Origin of the sequence: Candidatus Skiveiella danica, assembly GCF_022705245.1 — a bacterium.
Taxonomy (GTDB): domain Bacteria; phylum Pseudomonadota; class Gammaproteobacteria; order Burkholderiales; family Burkholderiaceae_C; genus Skiveiella; species Skiveiella danica.
Genome location: NZ_JAKJEW010000023.1, coordinates 21901 through 42337, shown reverse-complemented (window position 1 = coordinate 42337; position 20437 = coordinate 21901). Strand labels below are relative to the sequence as shown.

Annotated in this window: 20 protein-coding genes; 13 read left to right on the top strand and 7 right to left on the bottom strand. The window is 63.5% G+C overall.

Going from position 1 to position 20437, the window contains the following annotated elements:
- The first annotated feature begins 38 nt into the window (after nucleotides 1-38).
- Entirely contained in the window at nucleotides 39-1523 is a 1485-nt protein-coding gene (locus tag ACMUOY_RS13685) for a DUF1254 domain-containing protein (RefSeq protein WP_413893283.1), read from the top strand.
- A 13-nt stretch (nucleotides 1524-1536) separates the two neighbouring features.
- On the opposite strand, the gene ACMUOY_RS13680 is transcribed toward ACMUOY_RS13685, so the two are convergent.
- From ACMUOY_RS13680 to ACMUOY_RS13660, 5 genes are all read right to left on the bottom strand, one after another.
- A complete protein-coding gene (locus tag ACMUOY_RS13680) occupies nucleotides 1537-3174 on the bottom strand; it encodes an AMP-binding protein (protein WP_413893282.1) in 1638 nt (545 codons plus the stop codon).
- A gap of 64 nt (nucleotides 3175-3238) precedes the next feature.
- Nucleotides 3239-4675: a wax ester/triacylglycerol synthase domain-containing protein gene (locus ACMUOY_RS13675; RefSeq protein WP_413893281.1), complete on the bottom strand. Its 1437-nt coding sequence runs from the start codon at nucleotides 4673-4675 to the stop codon at nucleotides 3239-3241.
- Nucleotides 4676-4730: 55 nt separating this feature from the next.
- Nucleotides 4731-5204, bottom strand: coding sequence for a DUF2505 domain-containing protein (locus ACMUOY_RS13670; protein WP_413893280.1), 474 nt, complete (start codon nucleotides 5202-5204; stop codon nucleotides 4731-4733).
- A gap of 29 nt (nucleotides 5205-5233) precedes the next feature.
- Nucleotides 5234-7213 carry an alkyl/aryl-sulfatase gene (locus tag ACMUOY_RS13665; RefSeq protein WP_413893279.1) on the bottom strand — a complete coding sequence of 660 codons (1980 nt, stop codon included), beginning with the start codon at nucleotides 7211-7213 and terminating at the stop codon, nucleotides 5234-5236.
- Between the two features lie 38 nt (nucleotides 7214-7251).
- Nucleotides 7252-8856: a GMC family oxidoreductase gene (locus ACMUOY_RS13660; RefSeq protein WP_413893278.1), complete on the bottom strand. Its 1605-nt coding sequence runs from the start codon at nucleotides 8854-8856 to the stop codon at nucleotides 7252-7254.
- Between the two features lie 114 nt (nucleotides 8857-8970).
- Between ACMUOY_RS13660 and ACMUOY_RS13655 the strand changes: the two genes are divergently transcribed.
- Complete coding sequence (locus ACMUOY_RS13655) at nucleotides 8971-9906, top strand: LysR family transcriptional regulator (protein ID WP_413893277.1); 936 nt, start codon at nucleotides 8971-8973, stop codon at nucleotides 9904-9906.
- A gap of 122 nt (nucleotides 9907-10028) precedes the next feature.
- Here the strand turns inward: ACMUOY_RS13655 and ACMUOY_RS13650 are convergent, their stop codons facing one another.
- Together ACMUOY_RS13650 and ACMUOY_RS13645 are read right to left on the bottom strand one after the other, a co-directional pair.
- A complete protein-coding gene (locus ACMUOY_RS13650; protein WP_413893276.1) occupies nucleotides 10029-10970 on the bottom strand; it encodes a DMT family transporter in 942 nt (313 codons plus the stop codon).
- A gap of 9 nt (nucleotides 10971-10979) precedes the next feature.
- Entirely contained in the window at nucleotides 10980-11531 is a 552-nt protein-coding gene (locus ACMUOY_RS13645) for a DUF2889 domain-containing protein (RefSeq protein WP_413893275.1), read from the bottom strand.
- 336 nt (nucleotides 11532-11867) lie between these two features.
- Between ACMUOY_RS13645 and ACMUOY_RS13640 the strand changes: the two genes are divergently transcribed.
- The 11 genes from ACMUOY_RS13640 to ACMUOY_RS13590 all read left to right on the top strand — a co-directional run bounded on the left by ACMUOY_RS13640 (nucleotide 11868) and on the right by ACMUOY_RS13590 (nucleotide 20435).
- Entirely contained in the window at nucleotides 11868-12203 is a 336-nt protein-coding gene (locus tag ACMUOY_RS13640; protein WP_413893319.1) for a DMT family transporter, read from the top strand.
- Between the two features lie 29 nt (nucleotides 12204-12232).
- A complete protein-coding gene (locus tag ACMUOY_RS13635; RefSeq protein WP_413893274.1) occupies nucleotides 12233-13177 on the top strand; it encodes an alpha/beta fold hydrolase in 945 nt (314 codons plus the stop codon).
- 33 nt (nucleotides 13178-13210) lie between these two features.
- On the top strand, nucleotides 13211-13759 hold the full coding sequence (locus ACMUOY_RS13630; RefSeq protein WP_413893273.1) for a GNAT family N-acetyltransferase: 549 nt from the start codon (nucleotides 13211-13213) through the stop codon (nucleotides 13757-13759).
- Nucleotides 13760-13767: 8 nt separating this feature from the next.
- Nucleotides 13768-14346, top strand: coding sequence for a hypothetical protein (locus ACMUOY_RS13625; RefSeq protein ID WP_413893272.1), 579 nt, complete (start codon nucleotides 13768-13770; stop codon nucleotides 14344-14346).
- Between the two features lie 353 nt (nucleotides 14347-14699).
- Nucleotides 14700-16262: a type I restriction-modification system subunit M gene (locus ACMUOY_RS13620; RefSeq protein WP_413893271.1), complete on the top strand. Its 1563-nt coding sequence runs from the start codon at nucleotides 14700-14702 to the stop codon at nucleotides 16260-16262.
- Nucleotides 16259-16618 (top strand): KilA-N domain-containing protein, encoded by a 360-nt coding sequence (locus tag ACMUOY_RS13615; RefSeq protein ID WP_413893270.1) that lies wholly within the window; start codon nucleotides 16259-16261, stop codon nucleotides 16616-16618. The genes ACMUOY_RS13620 and ACMUOY_RS13615 overlap by 4 nt, the downstream gene beginning before the upstream one ends.
- Nucleotides 16618-16857 carry a hypothetical protein gene (locus ACMUOY_RS13610; protein ID WP_413893269.1) on the top strand — a complete coding sequence of 80 codons (240 nt, stop codon included), beginning with the start codon at nucleotides 16618-16620 and terminating at the stop codon, nucleotides 16855-16857. Before ACMUOY_RS13615 ends, ACMUOY_RS13610 begins: the two co-directional genes overlap by 1 nt.
- The gene (locus ACMUOY_RS13605; RefSeq protein ID WP_413893268.1) at nucleotides 16854-18074 is read left to right on the top strand and encodes a restriction endonuclease subunit S; all 1221 of its coding nucleotides are present in this window, start codon (nucleotides 16854-16856) and stop codon (nucleotides 18072-18074) included. Before ACMUOY_RS13610 ends, ACMUOY_RS13605 begins: the two co-directional genes overlap by 4 nt.
- Nucleotides 18071-19027, top strand: coding sequence for a hypothetical protein (locus ACMUOY_RS13600; RefSeq protein WP_413893267.1), 957 nt, complete (start codon nucleotides 18071-18073; stop codon nucleotides 19025-19027). Before ACMUOY_RS13605 ends, ACMUOY_RS13600 begins: the two co-directional genes overlap by 4 nt.
- On the top strand, nucleotides 19024-19881 hold the full coding sequence (locus ACMUOY_RS13595) for a macro domain-containing protein (protein ID WP_413893266.1): 858 nt from the start codon (nucleotides 19024-19026) through the stop codon (nucleotides 19879-19881). The genes ACMUOY_RS13600 and ACMUOY_RS13595 overlap by 4 nt, the downstream gene beginning before the upstream one ends.
- Before the next feature lie 2 nt (nucleotides 19882-19883).
- Nucleotides 19884-20435, top strand: a complete 552-nt coding sequence (locus ACMUOY_RS13590) for a TIR domain-containing protein (RefSeq protein WP_413893265.1) — start codon at nucleotides 19884-19886, stop codon at nucleotides 20433-20435.
- Nucleotides 20436-20437: the final 2 nt, after the last annotated feature.

Here is a 20437-nt window from a genome sequence, read left to right as displayed (position 1 = left end):
TTTCTATGGAGAACCCAGTTCCTATGTACCTCAACCCATTGACCCTCCTTGCGCTTGCCGCCGCACTTGCGCTGGCCGGTTGCGGCAAGAAGGATGACCCCATCAACCAGGCCGCGAAGGCGCCCGCAACGCCGGCCGCCTCCGCCGCAGGGGCGGCCTCAGGTCCGGCCAAGGATGGCCGCCCCGGTATTGCAGAGGTCAAGGCGATCGCCGAAGAGGCCTTCATCTTCGGCCTGCCCATCGTGATGAATTACGCGGTGATGAACGAATTTGTGGTGGACAAGAACTCCGGCCAGTACAAGGGGCCGTTCAACGCCATCTTCAACGAATCGCGCGTCTTCACGCCCAAGGACACCGCCGTCGTCACGCCCAACAGCGACACACCGTACTCGATGCTCTGGCTGGACCTGCGCGCGGAACCGATGGTGATCTCGGTGCCGGCGGTGGACAAGAAGCGCTACTACTCGGTGCAACTGGTCGACGGCAACACCTACAACTATGGCTACATCGGCAGCCGGGCCACCGGCAGCGAGGCCGGCAACTACCTGGTGGTGGGGCCGGACTGGAAGGGCGAAACGCCGCCCGGCATCAAGAAGGTGTTCCAGTCCACCACGCCGTTCGGGCTGACCATCTTCCGGACCCAGCTGTTCAACGCGGCGGACATGCCCAACGTGGTGAAGGTGCAGACGGGCTACAAGGCGCAGCCGCTTTCCAGCTTCCTGAAACAGCCAGCACCACCTGCTGCGCCTGAGATTGCTTTTGTGCCGGCCACGACGGCCGGCATCAAGGACAACTTCTTCGCCTACCTTGATGCGGCGCTGCAGTATGTGCCGGTTACCGCAGAGGACCGTGGCGTCCGTGCGCGCATGGCCAGCATCGGCATCGGGCCCGGCAAGACCTTCGAGTTCAAGGACCTTTCGCTGGAGCACAAGGCCGCATTGTTGCTGGCGATGAAGGAAGGCGACGGCAAGATCGACGCGTTCATGACCAACGGCATGAAGAACGTCAATGGCTGGAAGGTCGGCGCCATGTTCGGCGACCGTGGCTTCTTCAATGGCGACTGGCTCAAACGCGCCGCCGCGGCCAAGGGGGGCATCTATGGCAACGACGCCGTCGAAGCGATGTACCCGATGACGCGCGAGGACGTCAGTGGCGCTGTGCTGGACGGCAGCAAGCACGACTACACGCTGACCTTCCCCGTGGGGCAATTGCCGCCGGTGAACGCCTTCTGGTCGGTGACGATGTACGACGGCAAGACGCAGCTGCTGATCGACAATCCGATCAACCGTTACCTCATCAACTCCCCCATGTTGTCGGGCATGAAGAAGAATCCGGATGGTTCGCTGACGCTCACCATCCAGAAGGACTCGCCTGGCAAGGGCAAGGAAGCGAACTGGCTGCCCGCGCCGGACGGCCCGATCTACCTGGTGATGCGCCTGTACTGGCCCAAGGACACGCCACCGTCCATCCTGCCCGCCGGGGCCGGCAGCTGGCAGCCGCCGGGCCTGGTGGCGACCCGGTAGGCCGCGAACCGAGTCACACGCCGCGCAGATCGCGCCGCAGGATCTTGCCCACGGTGGACTTCGGCAGCGCGTCCAGGAACACCACCGTCTTCGGGACCTTGTAGGCGGTCATTTCCTTGCGGCAATGGGCGATCACTTCATCGGCGCTCAGGGTGGCGCCGGGCGCCTTGACCACGAACAGCTTGACGGCCTCGCCGGTCTTGTCGTCGGGCACGCCGACGCAGGCGCATTCGGCCACGCCGGGGCAGGCGGTGGCCACCGCCTCGACTTCGTTCGGGTACACATTGAAGCCCGAGACCAGCACCATGTCCTTCTTGCGGTCCACGATCTTCAGGAACCCCTTGTCGTCGAACACGCCGACGTCACCCGTCTTGAAATACCCGTCGGGTGTGAAGGCCACGGCATTGGCCTCGGGCTGGTTCCAGTAACCGCGCATGACTTGGGGCCCCTTGGCGCAGACTTCGCCCGACTGGCCGAGCGCGACTTCAACGCCCGCATCGTCGAGCAGCTTGATGTCGGTGCTCGGCATCGGCAGGCCGGTGGTGCCGGAGAACTCCTTGATGGATGCCGGATTGAACGACAGCACCGGGCTGGTTTCCGACAGGCCGTAGCCCTCGCGGATGAACTGGCCGGTGATCTCCTTCCACTTCGCCGACGTGGCCCCCACGACGGCCGCGCCGCCGCCGCCGGCCAGGTGCAGGTGCGAGAAGTCGACCTCGCGGATCTTCGGGTGCATGACCAGGCCTGCGTACAAGGTGTTGACGCCCATGAAGACCGTGAGCTTTGACTTCTTGAGCGTCTCGACGAAACCATCCATGTCGCGCGGATTGGCCACCAGCCAGCTGTCCGCACCGACCGAGAAGTAGGTCAGGAAATTCACCATCAACGCGAAGATGTGATACAGCGGAATCGCGGTGACGATGACCTCCTGCCCGGGGCGCACCGCCGAGGGCATGGTGGCCTTGAACTGCTCGACGTTCGCCACCAGGTTGCGGTGCGACAGCGCCGCGCCCTTGGACAAGCCGGTGGTGCCGCCGGTGTACTGCAGGAAGATCAGGTCGTCGCCGCTCAAATCAACCGGGGTGCGCGTCAGCCCGGCGCCGTCGCGCAAGGCATCTGCAAAGGCAATGCTGCCCGTCAGGCGCGGATCGACCGGCGGCGCGGGCAGGGCGGCACCGGTGCCGTCGCCCGGGGCCACGGTGATCACGGTCTTGATGCCGGCCTTGGTGGCCACTTCGGCGAGCGTGGGCGTGGAGCCGTTGAAGATGATGATGGTCTCGCTGCCGGAGTCCTTCAGCTGGTGTTCGAGTTCACGCGGGGTGTAGAGCGGGTTCACGTTCACCTGCACCGCACCGGCGCGCAAGATGCCGATGCAGGCGATGGGGAAGGCCAGCAGGTTGGGCAGCATCACGGCGATGCGGTCGCCCTTCTTCACGCCCAGGCGCTGCTGCAGCCAGGCGGCGAAGGCCGCGGACTGGCGGTCCACATCGGCAAAGCTCAGGGTCTGGCCGAAAGCCCGGAAGGCGGGCTGGTCGGCGTAGCGTTGCATGGCCTCGTCAAGCATGTGCACGACGGATGGGTACGCGTCGGCGTTGACGGATTCGGCAATGCCGTTCTCGCGGTAGGTGGCGAGCCAGGGTTTGGGATTCATGGCGAGAACTCCTGTGAAGCGTTGAAAGATGGGGCGATGGAAACGGTCTTGCGTCGAGGGTGGTTCAGCGTGGCGTCCGCGCGCGGGCGCTGGCCCGGGGTCGCGGCTTCACGCTGGCGCGGCGGTGCCGGGTGGGTACGGCGGGCTCGCTGGCCTGCCGGAGGTCGTTGAACGCCTCGACGGTGTAGCGTGCCAGGCGCTCGAACGTTGGCACGGCCTTGGCCACGGCCAGGAATCCGATCTGGAACTTGTCGGCTGCGGTGACGGCGGTGACGTTGAGCATCTGTCCGGCGGCCACCACGGCCATGGGCAGCGCCAGTTCGACACGCCCGCCCATCAGGAAGCGCTCTTCCAGCAGGCCGAAGGGGTTGGAGATCAGCACGTTGCTGACGCGCACGCTTTCGCGCAGACCCATCTTTTCCAGCAAGGCGGGGACGCCGTGGACCAGCGTCGTGTAGAGCATCAAGGTGCTGGCGGATTCCTGCTTGAGCATGTCCTTGACGCGACCGGCCTGGGTGCGGATGGCGGCTAGGCGTTCCAGCACGCTCATCTGCGGCGCGCCCAGAGGGAATTGCAGGACGGCAATCTGGTTTCCGCCTTTTGCGTCGTTGAGGGCCAGCGGCATGTCGGCCACCAGGGGTTCCGCGGGCAGGTCGTTGGAGTCTGACAGCAGGCGGGCCATGGCGGCGTCGACGATAGCCAGAAACACATCGTTGACACTGGCCGATTGCACCTTGGCAACCGCCTTGACCTCCGCAATCGGCAGCGTGCAGAAGCCGAATTCACGCCCGGCAACCGCTTCGCCCTGGAAAACTTTGGGTACGCCGAGCACCGGCACGGTCAACGCGCTGTCCACGCCGACGGTGGTCAATGCCTGGCGGGCCAGCAGCTTGTAAAGGCCGAACGCGGACGCGGTGGTCGCCGCGGTTTGGCGGATCGTGCCGCCGACGAATTCCACGAGCGACCGTTTCGCCGGCGTCCTGCGGGGCGCCTTGGGCACACCTTCCCACAGGGCCCGGACGGTCTTGTCCGACGCGGTTGGCGCAAACCAGTTGGACACCACCTGCACGAAGGTACGCCCGTCGATGATGGCATGGTGGACCTTTCCGTAGAGGGCGACGCGGTTGTCCTCCAGACCGTCGATCACGTAGAGCTCCCACAACAATCCGGAGCGATCGATGCGGACTTCATGCAGGCGGCTGACCGTGGCGCACAGCTGATCCATGGAAGCTGGCGCGTCCAGCGTCAGCCGTTTGACGTGCTGGCGGGCGTCCGCCTGCTCATCGATCTCCAGCGTTGGAATGCCCAACGCCGAACTCCCCAGCCGGTAGTTGAACGGCGCACCCACAGGGCGTTTCAGCATGCGCTCCAGCAGCTTGTCGGCGAAATTGCCGCGAAAGTTTGCCGGCGGCGCAATGATGGCGAGGGGGCCGATGTTGTAGGGACGCTCGCCCGTTTCCAGCAGAAACATCGCGAGATCGATGACGGATAGGGCGGGCACAGTGTCTCCTGTTGACCGATGGACGCTTATTCTGGAATTCGGACGATGGCCCGGGCTACTTGTTTTTCTTCAGGTAGTTGGCCAGGTAGTTGAGCTCATCGATGCACCCCTTTTCGGTTTCTCCGACGACGAACTTCTCGATCACGCCACCGATCAAGGGCACCTTGACATGCCCCCGGTGCGTGATCCGGTAGACGCAGGTCTTGCCGGTTGCCTCCAGTTCGATGTCGGCGCTGACCGTGACCGGTTTGCCGACGATGGTCAGGGCATAGGTTGCCTGGCGGCGGTCGCCGTCGCCCGACCATTTTTCGACGATCTCGATGTCGCTATCCGGATTGAGGACCTTGGCAATGATGGCGTTCATGTCGCGGTGCACGCGCCGCTTCATCGTGACCTGCACGCCGCCACTCTTGCGGGCTGAACATTTCGCGCTCAGCTCGCCCAAGGCCAGGCTGCGCGCCTCGAGCCATTTCGGGTCGGTCAGGAGGCCGAACACGTGGTCGGCCGTTGCATTCAGTTTGACTTCCATGGGGGGGTCTCTCGATTGGGTTCTGCGCGTTATTTGGTCACGATCTGGAAGGTGCCCGGCGCCTTGTCGATCAGGCTGAAGAAGCGCACCAGGTCGATCTTGCTGCCGTCGATCTTGAGGTCGTCGCTCAGCAGGGTGTCCTTCACCCCGGCGGTGCCGGCCATCATCTTGATGAAGATCGGCTTGGTCAGCGAAAGGGTGGCGTTGGCGCCGGCGTCCGGCGGGGCCTTCTTGAAATGCAGCACCGCGTTCTCGATCCACAGCACGTACGAGGTCTTCTGGTCGGTCAGCACCAGGTTGACCTTGAGGTCCTTGCCTTCGGCTTCGGGGCCGTTCAGACCGGCGGCCATGGCCTCCAGGAAGCGTTCGATCGGCGTCTGGTACAGCATGTCGATCAGGGCCGAGCGGTCGATACCCTTCTTGGGCGGGCCATTGCGCAGCTCCAGGGCGGCGGTCAGGTAGCTGTTGCGCCAGGTGGCCGCCTCGGACATGTAGCCCATCTGGTCGTAGGTGCGTGCCAGCAGTTCCTTGGCGGCCTTGTTGTCGGGCGCGCCGAAGACGGCGTGGTTGAGCAGCTCGGCCGCCCAGCGGAAGTCGCCCTTGTCGTAGGCGGCCTGCGCGGCGGCCACGGCCTTGTCGGGGCCGCCGAGCAGCTCCAGGTAGCGCTTGGCAGATTCCTGCGGCGGCAGCGGGTTCAGGTTGGCCGGGTTGCCGTCGTAGGCGCCCAGGTAGAGCTGGTAGACCGCCTTGACGTTGTGGCGCAGGTCGCCGTAGTAGCCGCGCGTGTTGGGGTAGGACGCCAAGGACTTCGGCAGCTTGATCAGGTCGGCGATCTCGCGCGGGGTGTGGCCGGCGTTCGCCAGGCGCACCGTCTGGTCATGGGTGTACTTGTACACATCGCGGTTCTTGGTGATGAACTCGCGGATGCGCGCCTGGCCCCAGACCGGCCAGTTGTGCTGGCCCACGTAGACCTCGGCGTCACCGAGCTGGTCCAGCGCCTCCTGCATGTAGGTGGACCAGCGCAGCGCGTCGCGCGCCTTGGCGCCGCGCACGGGCAGCAGGTTGTGCATGGTCTGTGCCAGGTTCTCGGCGCCGCCGTAGACCTTGTACTCGGGCACCGAGAAGGTCATCTCGGCCGGGGCCTCGGCACCGGGGACGTTATGGAACACGACGCGCAGGCCGTCGAGGACCAGCTCCTGCGTGGGTTTCGTGATGAGCTGGGTGGGCTCCAGGATGCCGATGGCCCCGTACGACACGTTCTTGCCCAGGCCGGTGTCGACCGCGCCCTTCGGGCCGGGCGCCAGGTTCTTGCCGAACTGGTACATCGAGCGGCGCGCCATCGCGGTGCCGACCAGGATGTTCTCGCTGGTGGCTTCCTCCATGAAGCCTTCCGAGGCGATCACGGGGATCTTGCGTTCGGCCACTTCCTGCGGCGTCACCACCCCGAGCGCGCCGCCGAAGTGGTCGGCATGGCTGTGCGTGAAGACCAGCGCCGTGACCGGCTTGTTGCCCAGGTGCTTGCGCGCAAAGGCCATCGCAGCGGCCGAGCTCTCTCGCGAGGTGAGGGCGTCCACGACGATCCAGCCGGTCTTGCCGTCGATCAGCGTGATGTTGGAGATGTCGAAGCCGCGCAGCTGGTGCACACCGTCGCGCACCTTGTACAGGCCCACGCCCTTGTTCAGCGTGGCGTGGCGCCACAGGCTGGGGTTGACGGTCGGCGGCGCCTTGCCATCGACGAACTTGTAGGCATCGAAGTCGATCAGCACCGTGGTGCCGTCGGCCGCCATGATCTTGCCTTCGGGCGCGGCGATGAAGCCGCGTTTGGCGTCTTCGAAGTCCTGGGGGTCGTCGAGCTTGAGTTCCTGGGCGATCAGTTCGTTGGCCTTCTGGGTGGCCGTTTCGGCGTCGCCGGCCGTGCCGCCGACGCCGGTGTTCTTGCCGCAGCCGGCGAGGGCCAGCAGGGTGATGAGCAGCGCGCTGCCCAGGGTCTTGTTCATGGTCTGGTTCATGGGAGTTTCCTGGAAGGATTGAAGTTGTTGGAATGCGTTCAGGCGTTGGAACGGAGCAGGTCAGCGAGCTTATCGCCGATCATGATGCTGGGGGCATTGGTATTTCCACCAATCAGGGTCGGCATGATGGACGCATCGGCGACACGCAGGCCGTCGATGCCGCGCACGCGCAGCTGCGCATCCACCACGGCCATGGGGTCGCTGTCGGGGCCCATCTTGCAGGTGCCCACCGGGTGGTACTGGGTGTCGGCGCGGTTGCGGATGTCCTGCGCCATGCCGGCCGGGTCGTCGATGCGCGCGGGGTAGAGCATCTTGCCGCGGATCGGGTCGAAGGGCTTGGACTCCAGGATGCGCTGCTGCATCTGGCCGCCCTTGACCAGCACCGGCAGGTCGCGCTCGTCGGACAGGAATTTCGGGTCGATCAGCGGGGCATCGTGGGGATCGGTGCTGGCCAGGCTGACGGTGCCGCGGCTGTGCGGGCGCAGCAGATCGACGTGGCACGAAATGCCGTGGCCGAGGTGCATCTTTCGCGCATGGTCGTCTACGATGCCCAGCACGAAGACCAGTTGCAGATCAGGGATCGCCACCTCGGGTGACGAGCGGAAGAACGCCCCGCAGGTCGCGATCGAGCTCGTCACCATGCCGGTGCGCTTGTTCTTCCACTCCAGCATGGCGCCGGTGACCCTGGCCGAGCCGCGCAGCGACACGCCGAAGGTGTCGGTGTGGCTGGGCACACGCCAGGTCTGCACGTAGTCGATATGGTCCTGCAGGTTGCGGCCCACACCGGGTAGGTCATGCGCCACCGGAATGCCGAGCTTCTGCAGATCGGCCGCAGCGCCGATGCCCGAGAGCTGCAGCAGTTGCGGCGAGCCGAAGGCGCCGGCGGACAGAATCACCTCGCGCCGCGCCTGCACGGTCTGCAAGGCGCCACCCTGGTGGTAGGCGACGCCGGTGGCGCGCCGGCCTTCCAGCGTCACCTTGGCCGAGACCGCATGGGTGATGACCTTGAGATTGGGGCGCGACAGGTTGGGCGTGAGGAAGGCCTTGGCCGCGCTGCAACGCTCGCCGTTCTTGTGCGTGACCTGGTACTGGAACGCGCCGGCCTGTTCGGCACCGTTGTAGTCCGGATTCAAAGCGATGCCGTTGGCGGCGGCGGCTTGCAGAAACAGCTCGTTGACGGCGCTCTGGTGCTGCTGGTAGGTCACGTTCAGCGGGCCGCCCTGGCCATGGAAACCGTCGGTGAACTGCTCGTTGTGTTCCGAGCGCTTGAACAGCGGCAGCACCTCGTCGTACGACCAGCCGGGGTTGCCCAGCGAGGCCCAGTGGTCGTAGTCCCAGCGGTTGCCGCGCACGTAGAGCATGGCGTTGATGGAGCTTGAGCCACCCAGCGTCTTGCCGCGCGGCTGGTAGCCCCTGCGGCCGTTCAGACCGGGCTGGGGCACGGTCTCGTAGGCGTAGTTGTTGATCTTCGTGGGCACCATGGCCACGACGCCTGCGGGCGCGTGGATCAGCACGCTCTTGTCGGGGCCGCCGGCCTCCAGCAGACAGACCGTCGCGTTCGGGTCTTCGGTCAGGCGAGCGGCGAGTGCACAGCCGGCCGAGCCGGCGCCGACGATGACGTAGTCAAAGGTTTGGGGATTCATGCCATGTCTCCATTGGGGAAGCGCCTTCTGTGAGGCGCATTGCTGGATGATCCGGTTCCCGGTACTATTTGTCCAATGCATTCGAAACATCGAATCGATAAATGGGAGTCATGCATGGAGTTGCGCCAGTTGCGCCATCTGATCGCCGTGGTCGAACACGGCAGCTTCAGCCGCGCCGCCGAGGCGGTGCACCTGACCCAACCCGCGCTGTCGCGCAGCATCCAGGCGCTGGAGGCGAGCGTCGGCGCGCCGGTGCTGGAGCGCCACCGCGGCGCCATCGAACCCACCGATGTGGGCCGGCTGCTGCTCACGCATGCGCGCCAGCTCGACAGCGCCACGCGCGACCTGGAGCGCGACATCGCGCTCACGCAGGGGCTGGAACTGGGCGAGCTGCGCATCGGCGTGGGCCCCTACGGCGGTTCGGCGCTGGTGGGGCCCGCCCTCGGGCGGCTCAACCTGGCGCACCCGGGCCTGCGTCTCAAGACCGTGCTGGCCCCCTGGCAGGAGCTGCCCGACCGCGCCCGGGCGCGCGATGTGGATCTGATCGTGGTCGAGCTCAGCCAGGTGCAGCTGATGGACGACTTTGCGGTGCAGGCGCTGAGCGAGCATGGCCTGGTGGTGGTGTGCCAGCCGCGGCACCCGCTGGCGGGGATGGATTCGCCGAGCCCGGCCGCGGTGTTCAGCTATCCGATCGCCGGCCCCAGCCTGACCGCGGCGCAGGCGGCGCTGCTGCAGGCCGGCCTGCCCGCGGGCGCGCGCGCCCAGCCGCCGGGCCGCGGCCCGCTGGCGGTGGAGTGCGACCTCTCGGGCATGCTCAAGGACGTGCTGCGGCACAGCCACGCGATCTCGCTGATGCCGGCCTTCATGGTGGCGCCGGAAGTGGCCGCGGGCCAGCTGGTGTGCCTGCCCGGCGTGGACCTGGGCTTGCGCGTGCGCTTCGGCTGCGCCTGGCTCAAGGCGCGCACGCTGTCGCCGGTGGCGGCGCGCTTCATGGCGCTGCTGACCGACTACGACCGCAGCCTGGCCGCGCAGGCAGGCCCCGTCGCCTGATGGCTCGGGGCGCTCCGGGCGGCTCGGCGGAGCTTGCCGGGGGCAAGAAAACCCCGAATTTTCGATCAAATCGGTCCTTTTCCAGCGTCCATCGGCCGCCGGAAGCTATTGATTTGATAGCGTCAGGCAGGCCGTTTCGCCTCGCGGCGCGCCAGCCACAGCGTGGCTGCGGCGATGATGAGCCCGCCCAGCAACGTGCTGGCGGTGGGCAGGTCGGCGAACAGCAGCCAGCCCATCAGGGCCGACCACAGCAGATCGAGAAACTTGGCCGACTGCGTGGCCGAGATGTCGGCCACCTGGTACGAGCGCGTCAGGCAGTAGTGCCCGGCACTGCCCAGCACCCCGCAGGCCAGGAAACCCGCCCACTGCCAGGGCGTGGGTGCCTGCCAGCCGGGCAGGGCCAGCGGCAGGCTCAGCAGTGTGACCGTGATGGCCTGCCACAGCAGGATGGTGCCGGCGGTCTCGTAGCGCGTGAGCGCCTTGGTCACCAGAAACGACGCCGCGAACAGCGGCGCCGAGCCGAGCATCACCAGGTGCCACAGGCCGCCGCCGCCATGTCCGATCGAGAGCTTCGGGCCCACCACGATCAGCACGCCGGCAAATCCCAGGCCCACCGCCACCCAGCGCTCCCAGCGCATCGGCTCCCTGAAGAACAGCCAGGCGCCGACCATGATGAACAGCGGCCCGGTGAAGCCGATGGCGGTCATGTCGGCCAGCGGAATGCGCGGCAATGACCAGAACCACAGCACCAGCCCGGCGGTGTGCAGCGCGCCGCGGATGAACTGCCCGCGCACCGACTTGGGCCACCAGGCCCGCAGGCTTGCGCTGCGCGCCACCAGGGGCAGCAGCACCAGCAGCCCGAACAGATAGCGCAGGAACTGCGCCTGGAACGGATCCAGGTGCAGCGCCAGCGCGCGCATCAGCGCGTTGAGCACGCTGAAGATCAGGCCGGCGGCGGCCGACCACAACAGGCCGCGCACCGTGGGCGGCAGGTGCGCGGTGCGGCGGTGGAGGGCGTCGTGGGCCCGCTGCCAGGGCGGCGCCGGGCCGCGGGGTCGGGACATGCCGGGTGGTTATTCGGCGGCGCCAGCCGGCGGGCGGAAGAACATCGGGTGATGCCGCGCCACCACCGGGCCCGCGAAATCCCAGGCCAGGCACTTGCCCAGGTGGTGCGGCGGGCGTGCGGGGTCGGCGGGCTCGGCCTCGTCGGGCAGGGTCTGGTAGGCGGCGGTGGCCATGGCGAACAGCAGTTCGCGCAGGTGCGCGCAGCCCTGGATGCCGCCCAGGTGGGTTTCGATGGCCTTGCGCCAGCCTGGGCCCATGGTGGCGCCGATCATGCGGTGCATCGGCGCCTGCGCCTGCGGGCACTCGGGGTGCGGCACGTCGTCCATCGCCACGGCGATGTCGCGGATCGTGAAGGCGGTGTCGATGGTGACGCGGATCTTCAGCCCGTGGATGGCTTCGCCCGGCTGCCAGACCCCGTCGCCCGCGATCTCGAACGGCACGCTCTTGGTGTCGAGCAGCTCGCCCTCGATGTCCCACAGGCCGTCGTCGCGGCGGTAGCCGTTGAACACGGTGGTGCGGGTGTGCTGGGGCGCGCGGGGGGCGGGCGGCGGAAGCGGCAAGGCAGGCTCCTTTGCTGGACGGGGCGGTCAAAAGACCAACGAGAAGGCGTTGATTGTCCGGGAAGCCGGGCGGACGGGCTGTCGCGCGCGGGCGTGGCTGTGGCTGGATGGGGAGCGCGGCTGCCCGGGCGTTCAACGGGGTTCCAGGGCGCTCCAGATGTCCAATTCTTGGATAAGATGGGCGAAACCCTGCGTGTAAAGGTCATTGTGAGCTATCAAAAATGTACCGAATGCTGCCGCCAGATCTTGCCGGGTGATTGACATGTTCAGTTCGCCGCCTATGGCGCCGGCCGAACAAGGTGAACCGTGAACGTCTCAAACCCGGGGACTGAGCAAATGCAGCAATGGATGTTTCTTGCGGTGGCGATCGTCAGCGAAGTCATTGCCACATCAGCCCTCAAGGCGTCTGAAGGCTTTACGCGTCTTTGGCCATCGCTCATCGTTGTGATTGGCTATCTGTCAGCCTTCTACTTTCTGTCACTCACGCTCAGGACGATGCCGATTGGCGTGGCGTATGCCATCTGGTCCGGCGCGGGGGTTGCGCTCATCGCGCTGATCGCATGGGTCTTCTTCGGGCAGACGCTGGACGTTCCGGCCATCATCGGGCTTGCGTTGATCGTCGCAGGCGTTGTCGTTCTCAACGTGTTTTCCAGCACAACGTCTCACTCTTGAGTCTCCTGGCCCGGCGAACCTTGACCCTCATGAATGCCCTGCGATGGATCACCGTGGCGATGCTGGCCGGAGCAGCCGTCATCGCGGGCGTGTACCTGTGGCAGATCAGGCTTGCCTACGACCGCATCTCGGGCCAGAGCAAGGTTTTCGCGGCGGGCGACGAACGCATTGAATACGCGCAGGGCGGCACGGGCTTGCCGGTGCTCGTGGTGCATGGCAGCGGTGGCGGCTTTGATCAGGGGGCGCTGATCGCCGGCGCGGTGGTCGGCGACGGCTTTCACTGGATCGCGCCGTCGCGCTTCGGTTACCTCGGCTCGACGCGGCCTGCGGGCGCCAGCTTCGAGACCCAGGCCGACGCCTATGCCCGGCTGCTGGATCATCTGGGCATCCGGCGAACGGCAGTGGTGGCGCTGTCGCAGGGCGGGCCGTCGGCGCTGTTCTTTGCGCTGAAGTATCCCGGGCGGGTGCAGTCGCTGGTGCTGCTGTCATGTGGCGTGGCGTCGTCCACCGATGCGCAGCAGGCCGAGGCGAACCGCGCGGGCGACCGGCTGAAGATGATCTTCAAGCACGACGTCGCCTACTGGGGCGTCAGTACCGCGCTGCGCAAGCCGTTCATAAACCTCATGGGTGCCAGCGACGAGGTCATCGCCGGGCTCGCGCCAGGGCAGCGGCAGGTCGTGGATCAGGTCATCGACTTCATGAACCCGGCCGAGCCGCGCTACGCCGGGGTCGAACTGGACAACCGCGCGGCCATGCCCGACGGGCGCATTGCGGCCATTCGCACGCCCACGCTGATCTTTCATGCCACGGATGACACGCTGCAGCTTTACCGCAATGCGGAGTTCGCGGCGGCTACCATTCCCGGTGCCAGGCTGAGGCGCTTCGAGCGGGGCGGCCACCTGCTGATCGCGGTGGAGCAGCCGCGCATCCGTGCCGAGGTGCAGGCCTTCATCCGTGCTCATGCCTCTCAGTAGGCCGGGGCACGACAAACCCGAAAGCCCAGACCCATGAGTTTGAAGTTCACCCTCCGCGACGAAACCCCGGCCGACCTCGGCGCGATCACCGAGGTGACTATGGCCGCCTTCGAGACCCTGGCGATCAGCCAGCAGACTGAGCAATTCATCGTCGCGGCCCTGCGCGCGGCCGGAGCGCTTTCGGTGTCGCTCGTCGCCGAATCCGGGGACCGCGTGATCAGCCACGTCGCTTTTTTGCCGGTGACCCTTTCGGACGGAACGCCAGACTGTTACGGCCTGGGCCCGGTGTCGGTGCTGCCGGCGTTGCAGCGGCAGGGCGTGGGCCGGGCGCTGATTCAGGAAGGCCTGGCCAGGTTGAAAGCCCTGGGCGCGCAAGGCTGCTGTCTGGTCGGGCACCCGGGCTACTACCAGCAGTTCGGCTTCAGGAAACCATCGGATCTGGTGCTGGAGGGCGTGCCGCCGGAGGTCTTTTTCGCGCTGTGTTTTGATGGGCACCTGCCGCACGGAACGGTGATGTTCCACGAAGCATTCCGCGCCACTGGCCCCGGCGCCCCGGCGACGAATGGCGCGGCCTTGGCATGAAACCCGAAATGAGGCCAACCCTGCACAGATGGTTTGGTTCCCTGTCCCTGGTCGCGCTGCTGGGGGCGGCGGCCCTGCTGGGCGCTTGCGCGGGCACGGCCACCACCCGGGTCACGGTCACGCCACCGGATCAGGCGCCGGTCTGCCAGCCGCAGGCCGCCCTGAAGGCATCGGTGCTCTGGCGAACCCAGTGGCGGGCGGACCAGAAGGATGTGACCGACCGTGAAGCCGCCGCGGCGCAGGGCATTCAGCGCTTTTTTGCCGATGGCGGCTGCTTCACCTTGGCCACCGTGGCCCGCACCCAGGTCGGTGGATCGGCTTTCGACGTGCCGGCCGGATCGGATCGGCTAGTCGTGCTGACGGTGCGCGAGCTGGGCCCGGTGGTCAAGCTGCTGTCATCGGCCGCGCTGGTGGACGGCGGCACCGAGGTGGTGGTGGACGTGGCGGTGTACCGGCCGGGCCGGCGCGAGCCGCAGCAGCAGTTCTCGATCCACTGGCAGGACGGCGGGCCGGGCGTGGTCAAGGGCGTGCAGACCTTGCCGGCCGACCTGGCCGCGGCCCTGAAGGCGGGGCTGGGCGCGCACTGAGGCCGCTGGAGCCGTTGGGCAGGGCCTCAGGCCGCTCCAAGGCCTGAATTTCGAATCAAAATGGCCCGATCCCAGCGCCGGATGGCCACGAGCAGCTATCAATAATGAAGCACATCAGTCGGCTTCCGAGGCGGGCACGCAGCAGGGTCTATCCCCCGCTCACGTCCGGATGCCGTGCGCCGGCGAGCAGCGCCATGGCGGGGGCTGCTTCTTGCAAGCCTGCCATCCACGCGCCATCCCTACAATCATCTGCAAACCACTTTAGACAGCGGCGGAATGGGCGAACAAGCTTCATCTGCCGCAGGGGGCTCCTTGTGGTTTCAACCCTACAAAAACAAAAGAACCGGACACCGATGGCAAACCTTAACGGCAGCGGCAAATCCCTCGAATCCTGGATCTGGGATGCGGCCTGTTCCATCCGCGGGGCCAAGGATGCGCCCAAGTACAAGGACTACATCCTTCCGCTCATCTTCACCAAGCGCCTCTGCGACGTCTTCGACGACGAGCTGAACCGCATCGCCAAGGAAGTCGGCTCGCGCAAGAAAGCCTTCCAGCTCGCCAGGGCCGACCACAAGCTGGTCCGCTTCTACCTGCCCCTGGTGCCGGACGACACCGAGCAGCCGGTCTGGTCCGTCATCCGCAAGCTCTCCGTCCGGATCGGCGAAGGCGTCACCACCCACATGCGCGCCATCGCCCGGGAGAACCCGCTGCTGCAGGGCATCATCGACCGCGTCGACTTCAACGCCACCACCCACGGCCAGCGCGACCTGGACGACGACCGCCTCTCCAACCTCATCGAGGCCATCAGCACCAAGCGCCTCGGGCTTGACGACGTCGAGGCCGACATCATCGGCAAGAGCTACGAATACCTGATCCGCAAGTTCGCCGAGGGCGGGGGCCAGAGTGCCGGCGAGTTCTACACCCCGCCCGAGGTCGGCACCATCATGTCGCGCGTGCTCCAGCCCCAGCCCGGCATGGACATCTACGACCCCACCTGCGGCTCCGGCGGCCTGCTCGTGAAATGCGAGATCGCCATGGAGGAAAGCGCGCAGGGCAACAAGCGCGAAGTCGCGCCGCTGAAGCTGTTTGGCCAGGAGTTCACCCCCGAGACCTGGGCCATGGCCAACATGAACATGATCATCCATGACATGGAAGGCCAGATCGAGATCGGCGACACCTTCAAGAACCCCAAATTCCGCAGCAAAGGCAAGCTGCGCACGTTCGACCGCGTCGTCGCCAATCCCATGTGGAACCAGGACTGGTTCACCGAGGCCGACTACGACAACGACGAACTCGACCGCTTCCCCCCCGGGGCCGGCTTCCCCGGCAAATCCTCCGCCGACTGGGGCTGGGTGCAGCACATCCACGCCAGCCTGAACGCCACCGGCCGCGCCGCCGTGGTGCTGGACACCGGCGCTGCCTCGCGCGGGTCGGGCAATGCCGGCACCAACAAGGAAAAGACCGTCCGCCAGTGGTTCGTCGACCACGACCTGATCGAGAGCGTGCTCTACCTGCCGGAGAACCTGTTTTACAACACCACCGCCCCCGGCATCGTGCTGTTCCTGAACAAGGGCAAGCCCAAGGGGCGCCAGGGCAAGGTCTTGCTCGTCAACGCGTCCCAGGTCTTTGAAAAGGGCGACCCCAAGAACTTCATCCCCGAGGCCGGCATCCAGCGCATCGCCGACACCCTGATCGGCTGGAAGGAGGAAGAAAAACTCAGCCGCATCGTCGACCACGCCGAACTCAAGAAGAACGACTACAACATCTCCCCCAGCCGCTACATCCACACCTCGGGTGCCGAAACCTACCGGCCCATTGCGGAGATCGTCGAAGAACTGAACGTGATCGAGGCCGAGGCCAGGGAAACCGATGCGGCCCTGCGGAAAATCCTCGAACAACTGGGGGTCAATTCATGACGAAGAAATCCACCAACACCACGATCAACGTCCGTGGCACCGAAGTCGCGGTGGTCCAGCGGGAGGGGCAGGATTACATCTCCCTGACCGACATGCTCAAAGCCAAGGACGGCGATTTCTTCATCTCTGACTGGCTGCGCAACCGCAACACCGTCGAATTCCTCGGCATCTGGGAGAACGTGCACAACCCCCGTTTTAATTCCGGCGAATTCGCCGTAATTAAAAGTCAGACCGGCCTGAACAGCTACAAGCTCAGCGTCAAGGAATGGGTGGAAAAAACCAATGCCATCGCCATCCGCCAGATGCAGACACTCACCGCAAGGACGGCAAAGCAGTTGGAAGGCGGTGCTGGGTGATGCACTTCAAAAGCCGCCTGGAAACCTGGAGCCCCGGCGAGGACAGTGGGTTGGTGGAAGGGTCAGTTATTCGAAAATTTCTAATAACTGCCACCGATGGCAAAAACTACGACACCGGCCACGACAACCTTTCCTGCATCGTCCAGGATCGCTTGTTTGTCTCGGATTTCGACGCCGAAGTCATGCGGATCGCAAGGGGTGATGTGGAAAGCGGGAACGAGGAAGGCGGTGCTGAGTGAGCGCTGCCGTAATGCTTTCAGACGTCGCCAAGCTCGTGATGGGGCAATCGCCACCGTCATCGAGCTATAACGACATCGGTGACGGACTTCCTTTCTATCAAGGAAAGACTGACTTCGGCGCTACGTACCCAACGCCACGCATTTATTGTCGTGAGCCGAAGAAGCTGGCTGAAGAAGGGGACATCCTGATGTCGGTTCGCGCACCGGTTGGAGCGACGAATCTCTGCAAGGGTCGATCGTGCATAGGCCGAGGCATCGCGGCGATTCGGGCGAACGGCATCGATCGCGACTTCCTCTACTTCTACCTCAAGAAGATAGAGACCTATATCGACAGCCTCGGGTCAGGCGCGATTTTCAAGGCGATTAACAAATCGCAGTTGGCTGAATTGCCAATCAACGATGCTGGCATCCCACTCCCGGAGCAGAAGAAGATCGCGCACATCCTTTCGACGGTGCAGCGGGCGATTGAAGCGCAGGAGCGGATCATTCAGACCACCACCGAGCTGAAAAAGGCCCTCATGCACAAGCTCTTCACCGAAGGCCTCCGCAACGAACCCCAAAAACAAACCGAAATCGGCCTCGTCCCAGAAAGCTGGGAGGTGGTGGCGTTGGGCTCGCTTGCCAAGGTTGGGAACGGCTCGACTCCGAAGCGCGCGAACGAAGCGTATTGGGAAGGCGGGTCAATCCCGTGGCTGAACAGCACCAAGATTCATGACCGCTTCATCACGGAGGCGGACCAGTTTGTAACGCCGCAGGCAGTGAAGGAATGCCACCTCCCCAGGGTTGCACCGAACAGCCTGCTCATCGCAATCACCGGCCAAGGAAAGACGCTCGGAAATTCTGCGATCACACGGATCGAGACCTGCATCAATCAGCACCTTGCCTATGCGCAGTTTCACGCCGCCAAGATCGTCCCCGATTTCGTGCTTTGGTTTATGCAAACGCGCTACGACTATCTCCGAGCAATCGCGCACGGCGGCGGAAGCACGAAAGGTGCCCTGACATGTGGATTCTTGAAGACGCTTCCGATTCCGGTGCCGTCACGCGCCGAACAGCAGGAGATCGCCGCCGCATTCCAGACGTTAGAGGACAAGCAGGAGTTTGCCGTTCGAAAGCAAGCAGCCCTCCAAGATCTCTTCCGCACCCTCCTTCACCAACTGATGACCGCGAAGACACGTATTCACGAAATCGAATTCGAAAAGGTGGAAGCCACATGAAGCATCTAAATAGCGTCCCTTCTCAGTTTTCTATTTCGATACCGCCCGATGAAACAGGCCTTATCGGCCGTGAGTGCCCGAACCCAAGTTGCGAAAGGGTCTTCAAGATTCAACCGGGAACTGGTTTGAGAGGTGAAAATCTGCCATGTCACTGCCCATATTGTGGTCATGAAGCAGGACAAAACAAGTTTTTCACAAAGGCTCAGGTTGAGTACGCTAAATCCGTAGTTCTGAATAAAGTTACCGGGGCTTTAATCAGAGACCTGAAATCTTTGGAATTCAATCACAAGCCTCGGGGGGCCTTCGGGATTGGCATAAGCATGAAAGTCAGCGGCAGGCCAACGCCGTTGCAGCCTTGTCGTGAAGAAGACCTTGAGACTGAAGTCGTATGCGACAAATGTACTCTTCGTTACATGATCTACGGTGTATTCGGATTTTGCCCTGATTGCGGCGTTCACAACTCCCTCCAGATCCTCGAAAAGAACTTCGAGCTGATTGAGAAGCTGCTAACAATCGCCGGAACACAGGAAGCATCGGTTGCCCAACAGCTAATCGAAAACGCACTTGAGGATTGTGTATCTGCCTTTGACGGGTTCGGACGGGAGGCATGCCGTGTGTTCGGTCAAAATGTGGCCAACTCCAAGAAGGCGGCTGAAATACGATTCCAGAACATCAAAAGCGCCGCCGAAAGTGTGAACGCGGAGTTCGGTATCAACCTCTCGGACGCAGTTGATCCAAGCCAATGGATCACGATTCAGCATGCATTCCAGAAGCGCCACTTGCTAGCCCACAAGATGGGGGTCATTGATGAGGCCTACCAAAAGGCCACTGGCTTGACCTCGTCATTAGTTGGGCGGCGAATTTCAATCTCCAAAGATGACATCCATGAACTTATGCGTGGACTGCGTGCCATTGGGCGCCACTTCCACGAATCCCTGGATACAAAATCATGACGCCAAGTAAGATGACCAAGTGCCACGCCTTGTGGCGCGGACTCCGTCACCAGCCATGGAAAGGCTTGGCTTACGCATTTGCCGCTTTCAGCGTTTTGTGGACACTGACCGAGGGCATTACTCATTTTCTTCCGGACGTCAAGATTGAAGGCGGCTACGCTTTGACCCTGATGATTGGGGCAAGTATTGCTTATGGTCTTAACCGATTTTGGAAGCCGTCCAAAATCGTTATCAAGGTTGCAACCACGAACACGAAAATCGAAGTCTTGTACGGCGATTTGTTTGCGCAAACTGGACTGCGTGGAATCGGTGTTACTGAGTTTTTTGAAAGTGAACTTGGCAGTCCGGTTTCCGAAACGAGCCTGCACGGTTTGTTTCTGAAACAGTGTTTCGGTGGCGGGGCTAAGGACTTCGATAGACAGCTAAAAATGGAGTTGAAAGATGTCACTTATTTGGAAGTCGATAAAAATGTAGGCAAAATAAAACGGTTTCCAATCGGAACGACGGCAGAGATATGCGTTAATAGTGACAAATATATAGTCTTCGCGCTATCCGAGGCTGACCCCAAAACCTGCAAAGCAAAATCGGATGTGACGAAAATGTGGGTCGCAATGCACCACCTGTGGCAGCGTGCGCGAATCGAGGCTGGTGGCCACCCACTGAATGTTCCCCTGATCGGGAGCGGTCTTTCCGGGATCGGACTTCCGTCCCGCGATTTGCTCAATTTAATTATTCTTTCAGTCGTCACTGAAACGAAAGCGAACAGGATTACCGAAGTGATCCGCATCGTCCTGCATCCAGATAGATTTGAAGAGATCGATCTTCGAGACGTAAAAGCGCATTGGGAGGAATAGCCATGGCATATCGAAATGGAACATACATCGCATTCCATGCGGACGGAACCAATCAGCCCGGTAAGTCCGACATCGACTACTACAATCTCATGAAGGCGTGGACTGCGAGGACCGATGACGACTTCACGATGATCAACAGCCACGAGAAAACGTCGGCTGTCCGGGATACTAGCAAGAAGTCCACATTAAGAGCGCGACTCTTGGAAAGACTTCGGAACTCCAAGAATATGGTGCTGATTATCGGCGTAACCACCAAAAACGACACGGACTGGGTTCCATTCGAGATAACACAGGCCATTGATACGTACCGGATACCAATAATCGCGGCTTACACGGATTACACGAGCATTCTTGACCCTGCTGGACTGCGTGTGCTCTGGCCAGCGGCCTTGGCCCAACGTATTGACAGTCAGGTCGCGCATGTGATTCACGTTCCTTTCAAGAAAGCACCACTGCTGGACGCGATTCCTCGCTTTGATCCCAACAATTTTCCGAATGGAGGCGGGCTTGGGCATTACACGCGCGAAGCACACCAACAATGGGGTTTGCTTTAAAT

What these genes read in the sequence shown, in the direction of transcription:
- ACMUOY_RS13665 (WP_413893279.1), bottom strand. Translation starts at nt 7,213, where the DNA reads ATGAACCAGACCATGAACAAGACCCTGGGCAGCGCGCTGCTCATCACC.
- ACMUOY_RS13595 (WP_413893266.1), top strand. Translation starts at nt 19,024, where the DNA reads ATGACGCCAAGTAAGATGACCAAGTGCCACGCCTTGTGGCGCGGACTC.
- ACMUOY_RS13680 (WP_413893282.1), bottom strand. Translation starts at nt 3,174, where the DNA reads ATGAATCCCAAACCCTGGCTCGCCACCTACCGCGAGAACGGCATTGCC.
- ACMUOY_RS13660 (WP_413893278.1), bottom strand. Translation starts at nt 8,856, where the DNA reads ATGAATCCCCAAACCTTTGACTACGTCATCGTCGGCGCCGGCTCGGCC.
- ACMUOY_RS13635 (WP_413893274.1), top strand. Translation starts at nt 12,233, where the DNA reads ATGAATGCCCTGCGATGGATCACCGTGGCGATGCTGGCCGGAGCAGCC.
- ACMUOY_RS13590 (WP_413893265.1), top strand. Translation starts at nt 19,884, where the DNA reads ATGGCATATCGAAATGGAACATACATCGCATTCCATGCGGACGGAACC.
- ACMUOY_RS13620 (WP_413893271.1), top strand. Translation starts at nt 14,700, where the DNA reads ATGGCAAACCTTAACGGCAGCGGCAAATCCCTCGAATCCTGGATCTGG.
- ACMUOY_RS13630 (WP_413893273.1), top strand. Translation starts at nt 13,211, where the DNA reads ATGAGTTTGAAGTTCACCCTCCGCGACGAAACCCCGGCCGACCTCGGC.
- ACMUOY_RS13650 (WP_413893276.1), bottom strand. Translation starts at nt 10,970, where the DNA reads ATGTCCCGACCCCGCGGCCCGGCGCCGCCCTGGCAGCGGGCCCACGAC.
- ACMUOY_RS13600 (WP_413893267.1), top strand. Translation starts at nt 18,071, where the DNA reads ATGAAGCATCTAAATAGCGTCCCTTCTCAGTTTTCTATTTCGATACCG.
- ACMUOY_RS13655 (WP_413893277.1), top strand. Translation starts at nt 8,971, where the DNA reads ATGGAGTTGCGCCAGTTGCGCCATCTGATCGCCGTGGTCGAACACGGC.
- ACMUOY_RS13615 (WP_413893270.1), top strand. Translation starts at nt 16,259, where the DNA reads ATGACGAAGAAATCCACCAACACCACGATCAACGTCCGTGGCACCGAA.
- ACMUOY_RS13640 (WP_413893319.1), top strand. Translation starts at nt 11,868, where the DNA reads ATGCAGCAATGGATGTTTCTTGCGGTGGCGATCGTCAGCGAAGTCATT.
- ACMUOY_RS13625 (WP_413893272.1), top strand. Translation starts at nt 13,768, where the DNA reads ATGAGGCCAACCCTGCACAGATGGTTTGGTTCCCTGTCCCTGGTCGCG.
- ACMUOY_RS13610 (WP_413893269.1), top strand. Translation starts at nt 16,618, where the DNA reads ATGCACTTCAAAAGCCGCCTGGAAACCTGGAGCCCCGGCGAGGACAGT.
- ACMUOY_RS13670 (WP_413893280.1), bottom strand. Translation starts at nt 5,204, where the DNA reads ATGGAAGTCAAACTGAATGCAACGGCCGACCACGTGTTCGGCCTCCTG.